This window comes from Aeromicrobium sp. (genome assembly GCF_014378035.1).
GTDB lineage: Bacteria > Actinomycetota > Actinomycetes > Propionibacteriales > Nocardioidaceae > Aeromicrobium.
Window position 1 is genome coordinate 48,959 of record NZ_JACMOM010000320.1, and the last position, 20,551, is coordinate 69,509.

Annotated in this window: 20 protein-coding genes; 14 read left to right on the plus strand and 6 right to left on the minus strand. The window is 68.0% G+C overall.

All coding sequences use genetic code 11. The annotated features are described in order from the left end of the window. Positions 1-38: 38 nt before the first annotated feature. Positions 39-1,418, minus strand: coding sequence for an aspartate aminotransferase family protein (locus H7290_RS16830; RefSeq protein WP_290515175.1), 1,380 nt, complete (start codon positions 1,416-1,418; stop codon positions 39-41). 112 nt (positions 1,419-1,530) lie between these two features. Between H7290_RS16830 and H7290_RS16835 the strand changes: the two genes are divergently transcribed. Then, positions 1,531-2,967: a gamma-aminobutyraldehyde dehydrogenase gene (locus tag H7290_RS16835; RefSeq protein ID WP_290515176.1), complete on the plus strand. Its 1,437-nt coding sequence runs from the start codon at positions 1,531-1,533 to the stop codon at positions 2,965-2,967. 1 nt (position 2,968) lies between these two features. Then, positions 2,969-4,204, plus strand: a complete 1,236-nt coding sequence (locus H7290_RS16840) for a saccharopine dehydrogenase C-terminal domain-containing protein (protein WP_290515177.1) — start codon at positions 2,969-2,971, stop codon at positions 4,202-4,204. Positions 4,205-4,242: 38 nt separating this feature from the next. On the opposite strand, the gene H7290_RS16845 is transcribed toward H7290_RS16840, so the two are convergent. From H7290_RS16845 to H7290_RS16855, 3 genes are all read right to left on the minus strand, one after another. Continuing rightward, a complete protein-coding gene (locus H7290_RS16845; RefSeq protein WP_290515178.1) occupies positions 4,243-5,229 on the minus strand; it encodes an SDR family NAD(P)-dependent oxidoreductase in 987 nt (328 codons plus the stop codon). A gap of 110 nt (positions 5,230-5,339) precedes the next feature. Further along, a complete protein-coding gene (locus H7290_RS16850) occupies positions 5,340-5,993 on the minus strand; it encodes a response regulator transcription factor (protein ID WP_290515179.1) in 654 nt (217 codons plus the stop codon). Continuing rightward, the gene (locus H7290_RS16855; protein WP_290515180.1) at positions 5,990-7,147 is read right to left on the minus strand and encodes a histidine kinase; all 1,158 of its coding nucleotides are present in this window, start codon (positions 7,145-7,147) and stop codon (positions 5,990-5,992) included. Before H7290_RS16855 ends, H7290_RS16850 begins: the two co-directional genes overlap by 4 nt. A 129-nt stretch (positions 7,148-7,276) precedes the next feature. On the opposite strand from H7290_RS16855, the gene H7290_RS16860 reads away from it, so the two are divergent. The 8 genes from H7290_RS16860 to H7290_RS16895 all read left to right on the plus strand — a co-directional run bounded on the left by H7290_RS16860 (position 7,277) and on the right by H7290_RS16895 (position 16,175). Beyond that, the gene (locus H7290_RS16860) at positions 7,277-8,191 is read left to right on the plus strand and encodes an ATP-binding cassette domain-containing protein (RefSeq protein ID WP_290515181.1); all 915 of its coding nucleotides are present in this window, start codon (positions 7,277-7,279) and stop codon (positions 8,189-8,191) included. Beyond that, positions 8,188-8,976: an ABC transporter permease gene (locus H7290_RS16865; RefSeq protein ID WP_290515182.1), complete on the plus strand. Its 789-nt coding sequence runs from the start codon at positions 8,188-8,190 to the stop codon at positions 8,974-8,976. The genes H7290_RS16860 and H7290_RS16865 overlap by 4 nt, the downstream gene beginning before the upstream one ends. Before the next feature lie 157 nt (positions 8,977-9,133). Beyond that, positions 9,134-10,336: a 1-deoxy-D-xylulose-5-phosphate reductoisomerase gene (gene dxr / locus H7290_RS16870; protein ID WP_290515183.1), complete on the plus strand. Its 1,203-nt coding sequence runs from the start codon at positions 9,134-9,136 to the stop codon at positions 10,334-10,336. Further along, positions 10,333-11,631 carry an RIP metalloprotease gene (locus H7290_RS16875; protein ID WP_290515184.1) on the plus strand — a complete coding sequence of 433 codons (1,299 nt, stop codon included), beginning with the start codon at positions 10,333-10,335 and terminating at the stop codon, positions 11,629-11,631. The genes dxr and H7290_RS16875 overlap by 4 nt, the downstream gene beginning before the upstream one ends. Further along, positions 11,628-12,788 (plus strand): flavodoxin-dependent (E)-4-hydroxy-3-methylbut-2-enyl-diphosphate synthase, encoded by a 1,161-nt coding sequence (ispG, locus tag H7290_RS16880; RefSeq protein ID WP_290515185.1) that lies wholly within the window; start codon positions 11,628-11,630, stop codon positions 12,786-12,788. The genes H7290_RS16875 and ispG overlap by 4 nt, the downstream gene beginning before the upstream one ends. Positions 12,789-12,883: 95 nt before the next feature. Further along, positions 12,884-13,726, plus strand: coding sequence for a GNAT family N-acetyltransferase (locus H7290_RS16885; protein ID WP_290515186.1), 843 nt, complete (start codon positions 12,884-12,886; stop codon positions 13,724-13,726). A gap of 225 nt (positions 13,727-13,951) precedes the next feature. Then, positions 13,952-14,314 (plus strand): MauE/DoxX family redox-associated membrane protein, encoded by a 363-nt coding sequence (locus tag H7290_RS16890; RefSeq protein WP_290515187.1) that lies wholly within the window; start codon positions 13,952-13,954, stop codon positions 14,312-14,314. Positions 14,315-14,435: 121 nt separating this feature from the next. Then, complete coding sequence (locus H7290_RS16895) at positions 14,436-16,175, plus strand: proline--tRNA ligase (protein WP_290515196.1); 1,740 nt, start codon at positions 14,436-14,438, stop codon at positions 16,173-16,175. A 27-nt stretch (positions 16,176-16,202) separates the two neighbouring features. Here the strand turns inward: H7290_RS16895 and H7290_RS16900 are convergent, their stop codons facing one another. Next, positions 16,203-16,604: a DUF4439 domain-containing protein gene (locus H7290_RS16900; protein ID WP_290515188.1), complete on the minus strand. Its 402-nt coding sequence runs from the start codon at positions 16,602-16,604 to the stop codon at positions 16,203-16,205. Continuing rightward, positions 16,601-17,092, minus strand: coding sequence for a hypothetical protein (locus tag H7290_RS16905; RefSeq protein ID WP_290515189.1), 492 nt, complete (start codon positions 17,090-17,092; stop codon positions 16,601-16,603). Before H7290_RS16905 ends, H7290_RS16900 begins: the two co-directional genes overlap by 4 nt. A gap of 99 nt (positions 17,093-17,191) precedes the next feature. Here H7290_RS16905 and rimP point away from each other — a divergent pair, with 99 nt between their 5' ends. The 4 genes from rimP to H7290_RS16925 all read left to right on the plus strand — a co-directional run. Next, positions 17,192-17,644 (plus strand): ribosome maturation factor RimP, encoded by a 453-nt coding sequence (rimP, locus tag H7290_RS16910; protein WP_290515190.1) that lies wholly within the window; start codon positions 17,192-17,194, stop codon positions 17,642-17,644. A gap of 1 nt (position 17,645) precedes the next feature. Then, positions 17,646-18,719 carry a transcription termination factor NusA gene (gene nusA, locus H7290_RS16915; RefSeq protein WP_290515191.1) on the plus strand — a complete coding sequence of 358 codons (1,074 nt, stop codon included), beginning with the start codon at positions 17,646-17,648 and terminating at the stop codon, positions 18,717-18,719. Beyond that, positions 18,676-18,990 (plus strand): YlxR family protein, encoded by a 315-nt coding sequence (locus H7290_RS16920; RefSeq protein WP_290515192.1) that lies wholly within the window; start codon positions 18,676-18,678, stop codon positions 18,988-18,990. Before nusA ends, H7290_RS16920 begins: the two co-directional genes overlap by 44 nt. 168 nt (positions 18,991-19,158) lie before the next feature. Beyond that, the coding region (locus H7290_RS16925) for a translation initiation factor IF-2 N-terminal domain-containing protein (protein WP_290515193.1) at positions 19,159-20,551 on the plus strand (1,393 nt) is incomplete at its 3' end.

The window sequence follows — 20,551 nt, forward strand, 5'->3', positions numbered from 1 at the left end:
GGCGAGGATGAGGCGTCGGCTCGCCGCGGGGTGGCTCCTCAGATCAGGCTCTGGGCTTCCGTCAGGACGCTTCGCAGGATCTGCTCGATCTCATCGAAGTGGCTCTGGTCGGCGATGAGCGGCGGCGAGAGCTGGATGACGGGGTCGCCGCGGTCGTCGGCGCGGCAGTAGAGGCCGTTGGCGAACAACGCCTTCGACAGGAAGCCGCGGAGCAACATCTCGGACTCGGCGTCGCTGAACGACTCCTTCGTCGTCTTGTCCTTCACCAGCTCGATCCCGTAGAAGAAGCCGTCGCCGCGGACATCGCCGACGATGTCGAGGTCGCGCAGCTTCTCGAGGGTCGCGCGGAAGTCGCCCTCCGTGTCACGCACGTGCTCGTTCAGCTTCTCGCGTTCGAAGATGTCCAGGTTGGCCATCGCGACCGCGGTCGACACGGGGTGCCCACCGAACGTGTAGCCGTGGGCGAAGCTCGTGTGCCCCTGCAGGAACGGCTCCATGATGCGGTCCGACGCGATCATGGCGCCGAGGGGGGAGTAGCCCGACGTGAGGCCCTTCGCGCACGTGATCATGTCGGGCACGAAGCCGTAGCGGTTGGCAGCAAACATCTCACCGAGGCGACCGAACGCGCAGATGACCTCGTCCGACACGAGCAGCACGTCGTGCCGGTCGCAGATCTCCCGGACGCGCTGGAAGTACCCGGGCGGGGGTGGGAAGCAGCCGCCGGCGTTCTGCACCGGCTCGAGGAAGACGGCGGCGACGGTGTCAGCACCCTCGGCCATGATGGCCAGCTCGATCTGGTCGGCGGCCCACATGCTGAATGCGTCGATGTCGTCGCCGTGCTCGGGCGCGCGGTAGAAGTTGGTGTTCGCCACGTGCACCGTCGACGGCACCAGCGGCTCGAACATCTGCTTGAGCGCGGGGATGCCGGTGATGGACAGGGCTCCGTGAGTCGTGCCGTGGTACGCGATCTGCCGGCTGATGACCTTGGTCTTGAGCGGCTTGCCGGTCAGCTTGAAGTACTGTTTCGCTGCCTTCCACGCGGTCTCGACTGCCTCGCCACCGCCGGTCGTGAAGAACACCCGGTTGAGGTCGCCCGGCGCGTACGCGGCGAGTCGTTCGGCCAGCTCGATGGCGGTGGGGTGCGCGAACGTCCACAGCGGGAAGAAGGAAAGCTCCTTGGCCTGCTTGTAGGCGGCCGCGGCCAGCTCTTCGCGACCGTGACCGGCCTGGACGACGAACAGTCCGGCAAGCGCGTCAAGGTAGCGCTTGCCCTTGTTGTCCCAGATGTATGCGCCTTCTCCCTTGACGATCACGGGGATGTCGTTCTCCTCGTAGGATCCGTGGCGGGAGAAGTGCATCCACAGATGCTCCTTCGCGGCCTTCTGCTGGCGTGAGTAGTCTTCGTGGCTCAGGGTCATGTCGCCATTCTCGCAAGACTCGGGTACTAATTTCAAGTGATTTAGTCGTCTTATCCATAGTTTACTTCGGAATCCGTTGCATCGCGTAGAGCCCGTGGGGTTACATGGAGCCATGGAACACGCGATCACCAACGTCATCAACGGAGAGCTAGTCGCGGCGGCAGGTGGAGCGACGTACGACGTCGAGGATCCGTCGACGGGTCAGGTCTACACGTCCGCACCCCTGTCCGGGGCCGAGGACGTCGACCGCGCGTTCGGTGCTGCAGCCACGGCCTTCGAGACCTGGCGCGACACGACGCCGTACGAACGGTTCAGGGCACTCAACAAGCTGGCTGCCGCGGTCGAGGAGCGAGCCGCAGAGATCGTCGACGTCGAGTCGCGCGACACCGGCAAGCCCAAGTCGCTCACGATGAGCGAGGAGATGTACCAGGCCACCGAGGTGCTGACGTTCTTCGCCGGCGCCGCCCGCACGCTGGAGGGGCGGTCGGCGGGGGAGTACATGCGGGGTCACACGTCGATGATTCGGCGAGAGCCGATCGGCGTCGTCGCACAAGTCACACCGTGGAACTACCCGCTCATGATGGCGATCTGGAAGATTGGCCCGGCTCTGGCCGCGGGCAACACGATCGTCCTCAAACCGAGTGACACGACACCGGCCTCCACGGCGTTGCTGGCCGAGATCGCTCAGGAGTTCTTCCCGCCGGGCGTGCTCAACGTCGTGTGCGGCGACCGGGACACCGGGCGTGCGCTCGTCACCCACCCGACCCCGCAGATGGTCGCCATCACCGGGTCGGTGCGCGCAGGGATGGAGGTCGCGGCCTCCGCCGCTGCCGGCCTCAAGAAGCCGCACCTCGAGCTCGGTGGCAAGGCACCGGTGGTGGTGTTCGACGACGCCGACATCGCCGCCGCGGCCGCAGGCATCGCCGGCGCAGGCTACTTCAACGCGGGCCAGGACTGCACTGCCGCGACGCGGGTGCTGGTGCACCCGCGCATCGCCGCCGAGTTCACCGCCGCCTTGGTCGAGGCGGCACGCGGCACCAAGGTGGGCATGCCCGACGACGAGGACACCTACTTCGGGCCGGTCAACAACGCCAACCAGCTGACACATGTCCAGGAGTTCATCGACTCCCTGCCCGACCACGCCAACCTCGAGACCGGTGGCTCACGCGTCGCTTCGCTGGGGGAGGGCTACTTCTTCGAGCCGACGGTGCTCTCCGGGCTGCGCCAGGACGACCACGCCAGCCAGGACGAGATCTTCGGTCCGGTCATCACCGTGCAGGAGTTCACCGACGAGGACGAGGCTGTGCGCTGGGCCAACGGCGTCCAGTACGGACTGTCGTCGTCGGTGTGGACCAAGGACCACGGCCGGGCGATGCGCATGGCCCGCAGGCTCGACTTCGGTTGCGTGTGGATCAACACGCACATCCCGATCGTCGCCGAGATGCCCCATGGTGGTTTCAAGCATTCCGGCTACGGTAAGGACCTTTCGATGTACGGCTTCGAGGACTACACCCGCATCAAGCACGTCATGACGAACCTGGAGGCCTGAGATGAAGATCCTTCTTGTCGGCGCCGGCGGTGTTGGCTCCGCGTTCTGCGCCATCGCCGCACGCCGCGACTTCTTCGAGTCGATCGTGGTCGCCGACTACGCGCTGGAGAGTGCCGAGCGTGCCGTCGCGGGGGTGGACGACGACCGCTTCACCGCAGCCCAGGTCGACGCCTCCGACGCTGGCTCGGTCGAGGCACTCGCACGTGAGGTGGGCGCGACGCACGTCATGAACGCCATCGACCCCCGATTCGTCATGCCGATCTTCGACGGTGCCTTCGCCGCCGGGGCGGACTACCTGGACATGGCGATGAGTCTCTCGAAGCCGCACCCCGACAACCCGCACTCCGAGACCGGGGTCAAGCTCGGCGACGAGCAGTTCGCGGTTGCCGGCACGTGGGAGTCCGCCGGCCGGCTCGCGCTGTGCGGCATGGGTGTCGAGCCCGGGTTGTCCGACGTCTTCGCCCGCTACGCCGCTGACCACCTGTTCTCCTCGATCGACGAGCTCGGCACCCGCGACGGCGCCAACCTCACGGTCGATGGCCATGACTTCGCTCCCTCGTTCTCGATCTGGACGACGATCGAGGAGTGCCTCAACCCTCCCGTCATCTGGCAGGACGGCGCGTGGTTCACGACACCGCCGTTCAGTGAGCCGGAGATCTTCGACTTCCCCGAGGGCATCGGACCGGTCGAGTGCGTCAACGTCGAGCACGAGGAGGTGCTCCTGATGCCACGATGGGTCGACACGAAGCGTGCGACGTTCAAGTACGGGCTCGGCAACGAGTTCATCGACGTGCTCCGCACGTTGCACAAGCTCGGGCTCGACTCGACCGAGAAGGTCAACGTGACGTCGATCGTCGGTGGACGTCCGACCGTCGTCGCGGTCAGCCCCCGTGACGTGGTCGCGGCGTGCCTCCCCAACCCGGCGACGCTGGGCGACCGGATGCACGGCAAGACCTGCGCCGGCGTCTGGGTGACGGGCACCGGCAAGGACGGACAGCCGAGGTCGACGTACCTCTACCACGTCGTCGACAACGACTGGTCGATGAAGGAGTACGGACACCAGTGCGTCGTCTGGCAGACTGCGATCCACCCCGTCGTCGCACTCGAGCTGCTGGCCACCGGGGTCTGGGCAGGCGCGGGTGTGTTGGGCCCGGAGGCATTCGACGCCGAGCCGTTCCTTGAGCTGCTCACCGCCTACGGCTCACCCTGGGGCCAGAAGGAGCTCGACCCAGCCTGACCTGGCCGTGTGGGCCAGGCCGCTGGGGGGCTGATGTTCTATGCAACGTGGGGGTCGATGCCGACGGCGGCGCAGCACTGCTCCCACACGCTGCGGCGCGCGGCGGGGTCGTCGTGCTGCCAGGGGAGGTACGACGCGTCGCGGGGACGACGGTCGCACCAGAATCGGCCGGTCCCCAGGGCCGCGCGATCGGCAGCGGTGAGCCAGGCGATGGTGTCGGCGCCGTCCTCCGCGGTGCGCAGGATCGGGCCGACGACCTTCGAGAAGCTGGGCATCGAGTCGGTGATGCCGGGGGTGTCGGCCCAGCCGGGGTGCATGCTGTGCGCCGCGATGCCGTCTGAGGCATAGCGTTCGGCGAGCAGCTCGGCCATCGTCACCTGGAGGCGCTTGGTTCGGGCGTAGGCGCGGATGCCCTCGTACCGCCCATACCGGTACTCGAGGTCGTCGCTGATCGACGCGTTGAGCGGTGCGCTGTACATCCCGCCCGACGACACGATGACCACTCGCGGTGACTCGGAGGCGGCGAGCGCCGGCCGCATCTCCTCGGTGAGCAGCAACGGTCCGAGCACATGGGTCGCCAGCGCCAGCTCGTGACCCTGCGCGGACTCCGACCTCTCCGGAGGCATGACTCCGGCATCATGCACGATCGCGTGCAGGGCGCCGAGCCTGCCGCGAAGCTCAGCGGCGTAGGTCCGCACGGCGTCGAGGTCACTGACGTCACAGACCTCCTCGAGCAGCTCAGCATCGGGCACGGCACGTCGGATCGCTTCGGCCGACTCGGTGAGCCTCGAAGCCGTGCGCCCCACGAGGTGCACCGTCGCGCCGTAGCGAGCGATACCCGTCGCCGCGGCCTGTCCCAGACCTCCGCTGGCCCCGGTGACGACGACATGGCGACCGGTCAACGAGCCGACGGGCGGGTCGGCGGGCCACCACCGGCGACGCACTGCCGGACCGATCGATGAGTATCCGAGCAGCACCGACTTGTCGAGCAGGGCGTCGAGCGCAGACGTGAAGGGAGAGGGCATGTGTCCACGATATGGCTGCACGGCCGTGGCCGCCGGGCTCGGACATGTGACGTCATCAGCGTCAAGACCCCGGGGACGCCGATCGGTGGTGATGACCCACGAGGGGCAGGCTAGAGGAGACCGGCCTGGTGCATCGTGATCGCGACCTGCACCCGGTTGGTCGCGTCGAGCTTGGTGAAGATGTGGGAGATGTGTGCCTTGACGGTGGCGACGCTCAGGTGCAGGGCAGTGGCGATCTCGGCGTTGGACGAGCCGCGCCCGATCGCGACGGCCACCCCCTTCTCCCGCTCCGTCAGGCACGAGAGCCTGGCCAGAGCCTCCCCGGCCCGGTGGTCGGGTGCAGCATCGGTGACCTGGCGGATGAGCTGCACCGTGATCGTGGGGGAGAGCATCGGCTCGCCCGCGGCCACCTTGCCGACGGCGGCGACGATGTCGGACGGAGGTGTGTCCTTGAGCAGGAAGCCCGTGGCACCGGCAGCCAGGGCCCGCACGACGTACTCGTCGGCATCGAAGGTCGTCAGGACGATGACCTTGGGCGCACCGTCGAGGCTCCGTACCAGTGACGTGGCCTCGATGCCGTCCATGACCGGCATGCGGATGTCCATCAGCACGACGTCGATGCCGCCCGCCTTGACAGCGTCGAGAGCCTGCTGCCCGTTGGCCGCCTCGCCAACCACGGTGATGGCGTCCGACCCGCCGAGCATCAGGGCCAGGCCCGCACGCACGAGGGCGTCATCATCGGCCAGCAGCACGCGCACCGTCATGAGGGCCACGGTAGCCAGGCGCGCAGGACGAACTCGCGGTCGGCCGACACAAGGTGTGACATGCGCCCGCCGGCCAAGGTCGTGCGCTCGGTGAGGCCGATCAGTCCGAGGCCCGAGGCAGGGGCACCCGTCATCGCCGAGCCGATGCGCAACGGGTTGCGCACCTCGACGGTCAGGCCGTCTGCGGGTCCGCCATCGAGGTTGACGGTGACGCGGGTGTCGGGCGCATGCTTGCGGGCGTTGGTCAGACCCTCCTGAACGACGCGGTAAAGGGTGCGCCCGAGCATCTCGGGCACGTCGTCGAGCACGAAACCCCGCTCGGTCTCGATGCGCATGCCAGATCGGCCGGCCTCCAGTATCAGGTCGGGCAGGTCCTCGGCCGAGGGCTGGGGAAGCTCGGGAGCGGCATCGCCGGGCTCCTCGCGCAGGATGCCGAGCACCGCACGCAGCTCGACGAGGGCCTGGTGCGAGTTCTCCTGGATGATGGCGGCAGTGTCTCGCATCTGTTCGGCGTCGAGGTCTCGGCGAAACGTCAGGGCACCGGCGTGCATCGTGACGAGCGAGATGCGGTGGGCGAGGACGTCATGCATCTCCCGTGCGATGCGGGCGCGCTCGTTCGTCCGAGCCTGGGTGGCGCGCGCCACCTGGTCGGCTTCGGCGGAGTCGGCCCGTTCGCGCAGGGTTTTGAGCAGCTCGCGGCGGGAGCCGATGTAGAGGCCCCAGCCCACCGTGACAGCGATGGCCGCGACGATGACCGGCCCGGTGATGAATGCCGGATCGTTGTTTCCCTTGTTGAGCCACTCCATGACGATGGCGCTGGCGAAAGTCACGACGGTGACCGGCAGTATCTCGCGCCACCGCCGCCTCGTGGCCATCGACACCAGCGCGAGGGTTGCGGGTCCCGCCGCTGTTCCTGAGACGGCGGACGCCATCGCCGTGATCAAGGCGACAGCCACGGGGAACCTGCGCCGCCACCACACCAGCACCAGGCTGGCCGCGCCCACGGACAGGTCGATCGCGAGCCACACGTGGTTGTGCTTCCACTGGTACTCGGCCATGGGAGCCCACGCGAAGCCCGAGATGACAATGACTACGCCAAGGCGCCAGACCTGGCTCCAGCGGGAGAGCCGGGGTTGGTAGTCGATGTCCTGCACGAGCCAAGGCTAGGGCGAAGGTGGCTGCTGGACGACGGCCGAGTGGCTACGGCCTCTCATACTTTCGGCTGACACACAATGGTCACCGGACCGATGCACGAGGCGTCCGGGGCAAGGCAGACTGGCGGCATGATCACAGTTGAAGGACTCACCAAGACGTACGGTGGCGACAAAGCCGTCGACAATGTCTCATTCGAGTGCCGACCGGGAGCCGTCACCGGCTTCCTCGGGCCCAACGGTGCCGGCAAGTCGACCACGATGCGCATCATCGCCGGACTGACGCCCGCAACGTCCGGCGACGCTCGCGTCGGCGGCGTCCACTACCAGGACATCCCGAACCCCGGCACGCAGATCGGCGTCCTGCTGGACGCCTCCGCACAGCACGCCGGACGAACAGGGCGTGAGATCCTGACCCTCAGTGCGTTGACGATGGGCCTCCCGATGTCACGGGTCGACGAGATGCTCAAGGTCGTCAGCCTGACGCCCCAGGAGTCCAAGCGCCGCGTGCGTAACTACTCACTCGGCATGCGGCAGCGCCTAGGTATCGCGAACGCCCTGCTCGGCGACCCGAAGATCTTGGTCCTGGACGAGCCCGCCAACGGCCTCGATCCGGCCGGCATCCACTGGATGCGCCTCCTGCTCCGCGAGTACGCCAACCGCGGTGGCACCGTGCTGCTCTCGTCGCACCTGCTGCACGAGATCGAGGTCATTGCTGATGAGATCATCGTCATCGGTGAGGGACGCATCGTGGCCGAGGGCACGAAGGCTGATCTGCTGCAGACGGCAGGGACGTTCGTCAGGGCGGGCGATGCGTCGGCCCTGGCCAATGCCCTGACCGCAGCGGGCCTCACGGCCGCGCCGTCCGGCGACGGCGGAATGCGCACCGAGTCGACACCCGAAGAGGTCGGCGGACTCACCGCCGCTGCCGGAGTCGCCCTCATTGAGCTGCGACCCGCCGAGGGCGCAGGCCTCGAAGAGATGTTCCTCGAGCTCACCGCTGGCACCCAACGTGAACGCACCATCCCCGAAGGAGTCTCGGCATGAGCACCACTGCGATCGCCACGATCGACACCACCAAAGACCCGATCCCGCTCCTGCGGGTGGTCAAGGTCGAGCTTCGAAAGATGTTCGACACCCGGTCCGGAGCATGGCTCATGGCCAGCATCGGCATCGTCGCCCTGATCGCGACGGTCGGCGTCATCCTGATCGCCAACGACTCCGACCTCGGCTTCGGGCTGTTCGGCGCGGCGGTCGGCTTCCCGATGACGATCCTGTTGCCCATCGTCGCGATCCTGTCCGTGACGGGCGAGTGGAGTCAGCGGACGGGTCTGATCACGTTCACCCTGCTCCCGCACCGGGGGCAGGTCATCGTGGCCAAGGCCATCGCCGCCGTCCTCGTGGCGATCGTCTCGATGCTGCTGGCCTTCGCGATCGGCGCACTGGGCAACATCATCGGTTCGGCCATCGCCGGAGTCGATGCGGTGTGGGACATGAAGGTGTCCGACATGCTGCTGATCATCCTGGGGAACATCTTCGGGCTGCTGGTCGGATTCATGCTCGGCGTGCTGATCAGGAACTCCGCCGGTGCGATCGTGGCCTACTTCGTCTACTCGTTCGTCCTGCCGTCGATCTTTGCGGTCCTCGCAGGGTTCCAGGACTGGTTCCAGAACCTGCGGCCCTGGATCGACTTCAACTTCTCGCAGACGCCGTTGTTCGACGGTGGGCCCAGCGGCGAGGAGTGGGCCCATCTCGGCACGTCCGGGCTGATCTGGTTCGTGATCCCGCTCGCCCTGGGTGTGTGGGCAGTGCTGAGGTCAGAGGTCAAGTAAAGGCTTCCCGGGGGACGCAGGGCGGTGCGACAGAACATCACGTCGTTCGCGTGGACCGGGTCGAAACACAGGATGGCGGCACCTCGGTGCCGCCATCCTGCACGTTCAAGGCGGAGATCAAGTAGGCCCTCGACGCGGGATGCGGGACAATGTCCACATGCGCAAGCGAGTGGCCATTCTCGGCTCGACGGGCTCGATCGGCACACAGGCCCTCGAGGTCATTGCTGCCAACCCCGATCGGTTCGAGGTCGTCGCCCTCGCCGCCGGTGGCAGCAACCCGGCGCTCCTGGCGCAGCAGGCCATCGAGTTCGACGTGCCGCTGGTCGCCGTCGCTCGGGCCAGCGCCGCAGAGGACGTGCAGCTCGCGCTGTATGCGGAGGCCCAGAAGCACGGATACGCCCACGGTGACCACCGCGTGCCCCGGCTGCTCGCCGGGCCCGCCGCCGCGACGCAGGTCGCGCGCACCGAGTGCGATGTCGTGCTCAACGGCATGGCTGGCGCGGACGGCCTGCTGCCCACGCTCGCCGCACTCGACGCCGGGGTGACGCTGGCGCTGGCCAACAAGGAGTCCCTGATCATCGGTGGCGAGCTCGTGACCGGCGCGGCCAAGCCGGGCCAGCTCGTCCCGGTCGACTCCGAGCACTCGGCCCTCGCCCAGGCCATGCGCGGCGAGCGTCGCGAGGACGTCCGCCGGCTCATCGTCACCGCGAGCGGCGGTCCGTTCCGTGGACGCACGCGGGCCGAGCTCGCCGATGTCACGCCCGAGCAGGCGATGGCGCACCCGACGTGGGATATGGGGCCGGTCATCACCATCAACTCCGCGACCCTCATCAACAAGGGGCTCGAGGTCATCGAGGCCAACCTGTTGTTCGACATCGGCTTCGATCGCATCGACGTCGTGGTGCACCCGACGTCGATCGTCCACTCGATGGTCGAGTTCACCGACGGGGCCACGATGGTGCAGGCCTCGCCGCCGGACATGAAGCTGCCCATCGCGCTCGGCTTGTCGTGGCCCGACCGCGTCCCCGCCGCCGCCGCAGGGTGCGACTGGACCCGTCCCGCCACGTGGGAGTTCTTTCCCCTCGACAACGAGGCGTTTCCGGCCGTCATGCTCGCGCGGAGGGCAGGCACCTTCGGTCGGACGGGCCCCGCGGTGCTCAACGCCGCCAACGAGGTGTGCGTCAGGGCGTTCGTCGACAGCGATTTGGACTTCCTCGGCATTGTTGACCTGGTGGGAGCTGTCCTCGAGGAGCACCTCGCAGACCCGGACGTCGCCCGCCAAGAGATGACTCTCGAAGGCGTCCTCGACGCCGATGCATGGGCCCGGACCCGGGCCGCGGAGCTGGTGGAGCAACGATGAACGCCCTGATCTACACCCTTGGTGTCGTGGTCTTCGTGCTCGGCGTCGTCGTCTCGATCGCCCTGCACGAGCTCGGCCACATGATCCCTGCCAAGAAGTTCGGCATCAAGGTGACCCAGTACTTCGTCGGCTTCGGCAACACGGTCTGGTCGACCAAGCGCGGCGAGACTGAGTACGGCATCAAGTCCATCCCGCTCGGCGGCTACGTCAAGCTCGTCGGCATGCTTCCACCGGACCGCGATGCCGACCCGCACGAGGTCCGCAGGACCAACACCGGCATGTTCACGCAGCTCATCTCCGACGCGCGCAACGCCGAGTACGAGCACGTCGACGACAACGACCTCGACCGACTCTTCTACCGCAAGCCGTGGTGGCAGAAGCTCATCGTCATGGCCGGCGGCCCCATGGTCAACATCGTCATCGCGATATTTCTCTTCGCCATCGTCTTCATGGGCTTTGGGGCGCTCACCCCGTCGACCACGGTGCAGTCGGTGTCCGACTGCGCCATCAGCGACGCGCAGGCCGGGCGCACCTGCACCGCCGACGACCCTGTGACTCCCGCCAAGACGGCTGGCCTCGCCGCCGGCGACAAGATCACGACGTTCAACGGAACGACCATCAGGGAGTGGGACCAGCTCACCGCCCTCATCCGTGCCAACGGCAGCGGCGAGGCCACCATCGGCTTCACCCGCGGCGGCCGGGCCCAGGAGCGCACCGTCGCGACGTCCGTGCTCGCGCGCACCGACGTCAACGACCCCACCAAGACCGTCGACGTCGGGTTCCTCGGCGTCTCACCCACCCAGTCGTACGTACGTCAGGGCCCGGGGTACGTCGCCACCGTCATGGGTCAGTACGTCAAGGGCACCGCCGAGGCGATCGTGCACCTGCCGCAGCGCATGGTCGAGGTCACCAAGGCAGCATTCGGCGCCGAGCGTCCGGCCGACGGCCCGATCAGCGTCGTCGGGGCGAGCCGGGTCGCGGGGGAGTCCTTCACCATCAACGATCCGAGCTGGAGCGAACGGGCGCAGCGGGTGCTCGTGCTCCTGGCCGGCCTCAACCTGTTCCTGGCGATGTTCAACTTCATTCCGCTGCTTCCCCTCGACGGCGGTCACATCGCGGGCGCGCTCTGGGAGGCGGTCCGCAGGGGCATTGCGAAGGTCCGCGGCCGGCCCGATCCCGGCTACGTCGACGTCGCCAAGATGTTGCCCGTCGCCTACGGCGTGGGTGCCCTCCTTATGCTGATGAGTGTGATCCTGATATACGCCGACATCGTCAACCCGGTCAAGCTGACATGACCGACCCGAGCATGGTCGACCTCGGGCTCCCGGCGATGCCGCCGCCCGTCCTCGCTCCACGGCGCAAGACCCGCAAAATCAAAGTGGGCAAGATCGACGTGGGTGGCGATGCCCCGGTGTCGGTCCAGTCGATGACGACGACGTTGACCTCCGACGTCAACACGACGCTCCAGCAGATTGCCGAGCTGACGGCCGCTGGCTGCGACATCGTGCGCGTGGCCTGCCCCAGCCAGGACGACGCCGACGCCCTCAAGGAGATCGCCGAGCACTCACAGCTGCCGGTCATCGCCGACATCCACTTCCAGCCCAAATACGTGTTCGCGGCCATCGATGCCGGCTGCGCGGCGGTCCGGGTCAACCCCGGCAACATCCGCAAGTTCGACGACCAGGTCAAGGAGATCGCCAGGGCCGCCAAGGACCGCGGTACCTCGATCCGGATCGGCGTCAACGCCGGCTCGCTCGTCAAGCGCATCTTCGACAAGTACGGCAAGGCCACGCCCGAGGCGCTCGTCGAGTCTGCGGTCTGGGAGGCGTCGTTGTTCGAGGAGCACGACTTCCACGACTTCAAGATCTCGGTCAAGCACAACGACCCCGTCGTCATGGTGCAGGCCTACGAGATGCTGTCCGAGCGTGGCGACTGGCCGCTGCACCTCGGGGTCACCGAGGCAGGCCCGGCGTTCCAGGGCACCATCAAGAGCTCGGTCGCCTTCGGATCGTTGCTCAGCAAGGGCATCGGCGACACCATCCGCGTGTCGCTGTCGGCCCCGCCGGTCGAGGAGGTCAAGGTCGGCATCCAGATCCTGCAGTCGCTCAACCTGCGTCCGCGCAAGCTCGAGATCGTGTCGTGCCCGTCGTGTGGTCGCGCGCAGGTCGATGTCTACACTCTGGCCGAGCAGGTCACGGCAGGTCTCGAGGGCCTCGAGGTTCCGCTTCGGGTCGCCGTCATGGGTTGCGTCGTCAACGGACCCGGCGAGGCCCGTGAGGCCGATCTCGGTGTGGCTTCGGGCAACGGCAAGGGCCAGATCTTCGTCAAGGGCGAGGTCATCAAGACCGTCCCCGAGTCCAAGATCGTCGAGACTCTCATCGAGGAGGCCATGCGCCTCGCCGAGGACATGGAGCCAGTCGATGGTGGCTCGGCCGCCGTCAGTGTCAGCTGAACCTCGCAGCCGGGTTCCGCGAGGGCCCATGCAGGCTCGACGGGGACAAGGCCCCCTCGGCACGTAGTCTGGTCCCACCACTCCGGGGAGGCGCTGTGCTCAGGACGACGACGCACCTTCGTGCGTTGACGCCGCGCGACCTTCCAGATCTGAACCTGCTCCTCGACCGAGACCCCCTGGTCAATCTCTTCGTCCGCAACCGGGTCGACGCCACCAAGCTGCAGGCGAGATGGCTCGGCGGCCAGGTCTGGGGCTATTTCGAGGACGACGAGCTGGTGTCGGCCTGTCATGCCGGTGCCAACATCGTGCCCGTCGTGGCCACTCCGGGCGCCATCGAGGCCTTTGCGGAGCAGGCCCTCAGCGACAACATCCGGCCGTCGTCGATCGTCGGGCTGCGCGACGCCGTGCTGCCGCTGTGGAAACGTCTCGAGGCGCAGTGGGGCCCGGCCCGGTCGCCCCGGCTCGACCAGCCGTTCATGGTGCTCGACCGCGACAGCCCCGTCGAACCTGACCCCCGCGTCCGCCGGGTGATGCTCGACGAGTTCGACACGGTCTACCCGTCATGCGTCGCGATGTTCACCGAGGAGGTCGGTGTCGACCCGGAGGCCGGGGGCAGAAGTGGCTACCGCGCCCGAGTCGCACAGCTCATCTCGCAGGGCTGGTCATTCGCGATCATCGAGGACGACGAGGTGCTGTTCAAGACCGAGGTGGGGGCTGCCACGACCAGCGTTTGCCAGCTGCAGGGTGTCTACGTCCGCCCGGACCTGCGAGGGCGCGGTATCGCCGCTGCGGCCATCGCCGGGGTCGTCCAGCAGGTCCGCGCCACGGTGTCGCCGGTGGTCACGCTGTACGTCAACGATCACAACGTGGCCGCCCGACGAGCGTACGAGCGGGTCGGATTCGAGCACACGGAGACATTCGCCTCGATCCTGCTCTGACAGACGTCTGCAGAGGCAACTGTCGCCGCGTGATCCGGCGGCTGATCCAGACGATCGACACACGATGCCGCAGCGGCACGGTCTCGATGACCTTCGACGACGGTCCGAGCGAGGTCAACACCCCACGCTGTTGACGATCCTTCGCCACGCGCATCACCTTGCGGTGGCCACCACCTCGGCCGAGCCCATCGGACCGTCCCCCGGGTCCGCCGCTACGCTCGCCCCATGAATCGCGACATCACCTTCCTCGCCGCGCTGTTCACGGTCTCCGGCGTGGGGCATTTCGTCAGGCCCGAGCCGTTCGAGTCGATCGTGCCGAAGCCGCTGCCCTACAAGCGCGAGCTCGTCTACGCCTCGGGTGCCGTCGAGATCGTGTGCGCGGCGATGATGCTGCACCCCCGGACCCGGCGCCTCGGTGGTCTCGCGTCCGCCGGCCTGCTGCTGGCGGTGCTGCCGGCCAACGTGCAGATGACGGTCAGCGCGATGCGCAGCGAGAAGACTCCCGGCTGGTTCAAGGCCGGCACGGTCGCGCGACTTCCCCTGCAGCTGCCGATGATCCGCACGGCCATGAAGGCCGCTCGCACCTGACCCCCACCACTGGCCACGATGTGGCGGCTGCGGCACCGAATATCGGCCGACAATGAAGAATTTCGGTGCTTTGCCCGCCACTTCTCGCGGAGTCGGCCCCTAGTAGGGTCGCGGCATGCGTATGTCCCGGTTCTTCCTCCGCACCCTTCGCGACGATCCGGCCGACGCCGAGGTGCCGAGCCACAAGCTCCTGGTGCGCGCGGGATACGTGCGGCGGGTGGCGCCGGGCATCTATTCCTGGCTTCCGCTCGGCCTGAAGGTGCTTGCCAAGGTCGAGAAGATCGTCCGCGAAGAGATGGACGCGATCGGGTCGCAGGAGGTGCGCTTCCCAGCACTGCTGCCCCGCGAGCCCTACGAGGTGTCGGGACGGTGGACCGACTACGGGCCCAACGTGTTCCGGGTCAAGGACCGCAAGGGCAACGACATGATGCTCGGTCCGACTCACGAGGAATTCTTCACGTTGCTGGTCAAGGACCTCTACTCGTCCTACAAGGACCTGCCGCTGAGCCTCTACCAGATTCAGACGAAGTACCGCGACGAGGCGCGCCCCCGTGCGGGCATCCTGCGCGGGCGCGAGTTCATCATGAAGGACTCCTACTCCTTCGACGTCCACGACGAGGGTCTGGAGGCGTCGTACCAGGCGCACCGCGAGGCGTACGTACGCATCTTCGACCGTCTGGGGTTCGAGTACGTCATCGTGCGCGCGACGTCTGGCGCCATGGGTGGCTCGGCCAGCGAGGAGTTCCTCGCCGTCGCCGAGACCGGGGAGGACACCTTCGTCCGTTCACCCGGCGGCTACGCGGCCAATGTCGAGGCCGTCACGACGGTCGTCCCCGACTCGATCCCGCTGGACGGGCTACCGGCAGCGCACCCGGAGCAGACTCCCGGAACCCCGACGATCGATTCACTCGTGGCGCACCTGAACGAGGCGTTCCCGCGCGACGACCGCCCCTGGGAGGCTGCCGACACCCTCAAGAACGTGCTGGTGATGCTGCGCCAGCCCGACGGTGATCGGGTGCCGCTCGCGATCGGTCTGCCCGGCAACCGCGAGGTCGACGCCAAGAGGCTCGAGGCGCACGTGGCGCCGGCAGCCGTCGAGCCTTTTGACGAAGCCGACTTCGCGGCCCATCCCGCCCTCGTCAAGGGCTACATCGGCCCCGGTGCCCTCGGTTCTGAGAGCGTGACCGGCATCCGCTACCTGACCGACCCCCGCGTCGTCGAAGGCTCACGGTGGGTCACCGGTGCCGACGTGCAGGGATCGCACGTGCTCGACCTCGTCGCGGGCCGTGACTTCGTCTCTGACGGCACGATCGAGGCCGCCGAGGTGCGTGCGGGCGATCCTGCACCCGACGGGTCAGGGCCCCTCGAGCTCGCCCGGGGCATCGAGATGGGACACATCTTCCAGCTCGGCCGGCTGTACGCCGAGGCTCTCGACCTGAAGGTGCTCGACGAGAACGGCAAGCTCGTCACGGTCACGATGGGGTCCTACGGCGTGGGCGTCTCGCGTGCCGTCGCGGCCGTCGCGGAGTACGCCCACGACGACGCCGGCCTGGTGTGGCCGCGTGAGCTGGCCCCGTTCGACATCCACCTGATCGTCGCCGGCAAGGACGAGGCAGTCGTCGCCGGGGCCGAGCAGGCCTACCTCGACCTGCAGGCCGCGGGGCTCGACGTGCTGTTCGACGATCGTCCCGGCAAGGTCTCGCTCGGCGTCAAGTTCAAGGACGCCGAGCTGATCGGCGTACCCACCATCGTGGTCGTGGGCAAGGGCTTCGCCGACGGTTTGGTCGAGGTCAAGGACCGCGCCACGGGCGAGAAGCGCGATGTCGAGGTCACCGCCCTGGTCGATCACCTCCGTTCCTGACTCCTCGGAAGCTGGGAAAGCGGGGGGTCAGGGGAGGCCGGGGAAGGCCTTCGCATTGCCGCCCCAGGTGAGCTCGGCCAGCGCCGCTCGGCGAAGGCCGACCGTCGCCAGGACGCGTAGGTCGCCGCTGCCTTGTCCTGCCAGGGCCAGGCAGGTCGCCGCGATCGACCGCTCGAGCCGCCGCGCCATCGACAAGGCCAGCGTCGGGGTGTCGAGCGGCCCGACGTCGTACGCGAGGGCGGTGGCCACCGGCACCACGCCATCATCGCGGAGCCGGCCGAGTAGCCGGTCTCGATCGAGGAGATGGTTCTCGTACGAGTCGCGTGCCCGCTCGGTGAGGCGTTCGAAACGCGCTCCGATGACGGGGTAGAGCCACACGGCTTGGTGCTCGAGCGCGAGCCAGGCCTGCAGCGTCGCCGTGGTCGTCACGCCAGCGCACCTACCGACCTGGCGCACTGGGCGAGGCCTGCCGACATCGAGGCGAGGACGCGTGCGAGGTCGGGGGAGACCGCGCGTCGGGCATCGCCAGCCCGGGAGCGTGACTCCGCGGAGTACGCCGTCTCGAGGGAGCGGACGGCGGTGGCAGCATCTGCCGGTGGCGGCTTGACCTCCGACGAGGGTGAGGAGGGGGCGCGGCCGACGGCCCGGAGGTGAGCCCGGCTGATCGTCACGAAGCTGTCGAGATTCAACGAGGAGTGTGCGGCGTCCGTCGCCTTCACGGTGGCGAGCAGAGCCCCCTGCGCCTTGGCGACCCGGATGATGAGCCGGTCGTCGCGAGGGTCGGGCTCGGGGTGGGGCTCGACCCCCAACACCTTCGCGACATCATCCAGCCGGTGGGTGAGGTCGGCGACGACGAGCGCACCCGTGACGCCGGCGGTGACGGCCCCGGTGGCGAGGAGTGCGCGACGGCTGATCACTACGGCAGATTAGCCCGTCGGGGTTCGGTAGGGTGGTGCCGACACTGCATCGGGCGGGAACGGCATCGAGTGCCGACAACAGAACACGGAGGACGATCCATGACGGACAGTCTGGAGACCCTCGTCCACGAGTGCGTGTCGGCCCTCGGGCTCGATCTGGAGGCCGTCGATCTCAGCAAGGCCGGCAAGCGAAGCGTCCTGCGCATCGCCGTCGACCGCGACGGCGGGGTCGGCATCGACCACATCACCGAAGCCACGCGCGAGCTCGGCCTGGTCCTCGACGAGTCCGACGTCATGGGCACGCAGCCCTACACGCTCGAGGTCACGTCCCGTGGCGTCGAGCGTCCCCTCGCTCTTCCGCGGCACTGGCGCCGTAACGCCGACCGCTACGTCAAGGTCGTCCTGACCGACGACTCCAAGGTCGAGGGACGCATCACCTCCAGCAACGACGAGAGCGTCGAGCTGGCCGTCAAGGGACAACCCGTGCTGCTGACGTACGACCACATCAAGACAGCGCTCGTGCAAACCGAGCTCAACAGGAAGGACGCCTGACATGGACATCGACATGGCCGCACTGCGCGCCCTCGAGCACGAGAAGGACATTCCCTTCGAGGTGGTCGTCGACGCTATCGAGATGGCGCTGCTCTCGGCCTACCACAAGACCGGGGGCTCCCAGTCGCACGCGCGGGTCGAGCTCGACCGCAAGAGCGGACACGTCACGGTGTGGGCCAAGGAGCGTCTCGTAGTCGAAACCCCACCCGAGCCGGAGGAGGGCGAGCAACCGCCCCCGCGACCCGAGCCCGCCTTCTCAGCCGAGTTCGACGACACTCCCGACAACTTCGGTCGTTTCGCTGCCACGATCGCGCGCCAGCTCATCATGCAGCGCATCCGCGATGCCGAGGACGAGTCGAAGTACGGCGAGTTCGCCGGTCGGGTGGGTGACATCGTGTCCGGCGTCATCCAGCAAGGCCGGAACCCCGGTGACGTGATGCTCGACCTCGGCCGAATCGAGGCCATCCTGACAGCCTCTGAGCGGGTGCCCGAGGAGAAGTACGCGCATGGTGAACGACTCAAGGCCTACGTGTACGAGGTCGAGAAGGGGTTGCGCGGCCCCCGGGTCAAGGTCTCCCGTACCCACCCCAACCTGGTCAAGCTGCTGTTCGCCCTCGAGGCCCCGGAAATCGCCGACGGATCGGTCGAGATCATCGCGATCGCGCGCGAGGCGGGCCACCGCAGCAAGATCGCCGTGCGCGCGAACGTCCCCGGCGTCAACGCCAAGGGCTCCTGCATCGGGCCGATGGGTCAGCGGGTGCGCAACGTCATGCACGAGCTGCACGGCGAGAAGATCGACATCGTCGACTTCAGCGACGACCCCGCCGAGTTCATCGCCGAGGCGCTGTCACCCTCGCAGGTCAAGAGCGTCACGCTCGTCGACGTCGCAACCCGATCTGCGCGCGTCGTGGTGCCCGACTTCCAGCTGTCCCTCGCCATCGGCAAGGAGGGCCAGAACGCCAGGCTCGCCGCGAAGCTCACGGGCTGGCGCATCGACATCCGGTCCGACACCGAGGCGCCGCCCCGAAATGATGGGTCAGGAACCAGTGGCGCAACCGCTTCGCGAAACGGGTAGACTGGCCAAGGTTGTTCGGACGTGCATCGGTTGTCGAAAGCGTTCGGACAAGTCCACTCTGGTGCGAGTCGTCGCAGTTCAAGGGTCCACGGCCACGGTCGTGACACCCGATCTGCGGGGCACGATGCCGGGACGGGGGGCGCATCTGCACCCCGCGATCCGGTGCCTGGAGCTGGCGACTCGCCGCAAGGCGTTCGGTCGGGCCCTTCGAGTCGAAGGACCGCTCGACCTGGACTCCCTCGCGACGGTGATCCACGAATCAGCTGAATGACCACGAGGAGCGCACCATGCGCTCCGCGAGACGAATCGGAGCATCCGCTCATGACTGCACGAACGGCTTCCGGCCGATGAGTACTGCGCAATGAGTACTGCGCAATGAGTCCGAACATCAACTAGTGGTCTGATCCTCCTCGGGGTCGGACCCCCCTGAAGGAGAAGAGTGGCTGTAAGAGTCCACGAGCTCGCGCGCGAGTTCGGTGTTGAGAGCAAGGTCGTCCTGTCCACCCTGAAAGACATGGGTGAGTACGTGAAGTCGGCCTCCTCGACCGTCGAAGCCCCCGTCGTCCGTCGCCTCAACGAGGTGCACGGAGAAGCCCTGCGAGCGCAGGGCGCCAAGAAGGCCGCCAAGGCAGCGCCCAAGAAGGAGGCCGCGGCCGCGCCCGTCGATGCTCCTCCGGTTGCCGCCGCACCGGTTGCTGACGCCCGCCCTGCCGAGGTTGCCCCGGCCGCGGCACAAGCGACCCCGGCGGCACCGACGCGCGTCCCCGGCCCCATGCCCGGACCCCGCGTCGCGCCGACACCTGAGCCCGAGCCCGCACCTCCCGTCGCGGCGGCCCCGGCCCCCGAGGAACCAGCCGAGAGTCCGGCTGAGGTCGAGGCTCCCGCCGCGTCGGCAGCGGCCGAGGGAGAGGCGCCCGCGGCCGGAGGACCACGTCCCGGTCCTCGCACGCCCGGCGCCCGGCCCGGCAACAACCCGTTCTCGTCCACGCAGGGCATGCAGCGCGCTCCGCGCCCGCCGGCCGCGCGTGACGGTGCGGCACCGGCAGCCAACCCCGGCATGCCTCGCCCCAACCCGGCGATGATGCCCCGGCAGTCCGGCCTTTCCGGACCCTCGACCGGACGCGGTGCGCCCGGTCGCGGCGGTCCCGGTGGAGCGCCCGGTCGCGGCGGTCCTGGTGGAGCGCCCGGTCGCGGAGCACCCGGCGGCGGTCTCGCCGGACGTCCCGGCGGCGGCGGAGCACCCGGTCGCAGTGGTCCCGGCGGTACACCGGGTGGCGGCTTCAGCGGCCCCCCGCGCACCGGAGGTCCCGGTGGCCGCAACACTCGTGGCGGCACCCAGGGCGCGTTCGGTCGCGCCGGTGGACCGGTCCGACGTGGACGCAAGAGCAAGCGCGCGAAGCGTCAGGAGTACGACCAGATGCAGGCGCCCGCCATCGGCGGCGTCCGTGTCCGCAGGGGCAACGGCGAGACCGTGCGCCTCACCCGCGGATCGTCCCTGGCCGACTTCGCCGACAAGATCGGCGGCGACTCCGCATCACTCGTCGAGGTGCTGTTCCACCTTGGCGAAATCGTCACGGCCACGCAGTCGGCCAACGACGAGACGCTGCTGCTCCTCGGTGAAGAGCTCAACTACAAGGTCGAGGTCATCTCGCCGGAGGAAGAGGACCGCGAGCTGCTCGAGTCGTTCGACCTCGAGTTCGGCGAGGACGAGGGCAACGAGGACGACCTCGCGGCACGTCCGCCGGTCGTCACCGTCATGGGTCACGTCGACCACGGAAAGACCAAGCTCCTCGACGCGCTGCGCAGCAGCAACGTCGTGGACAAGGAGGCCG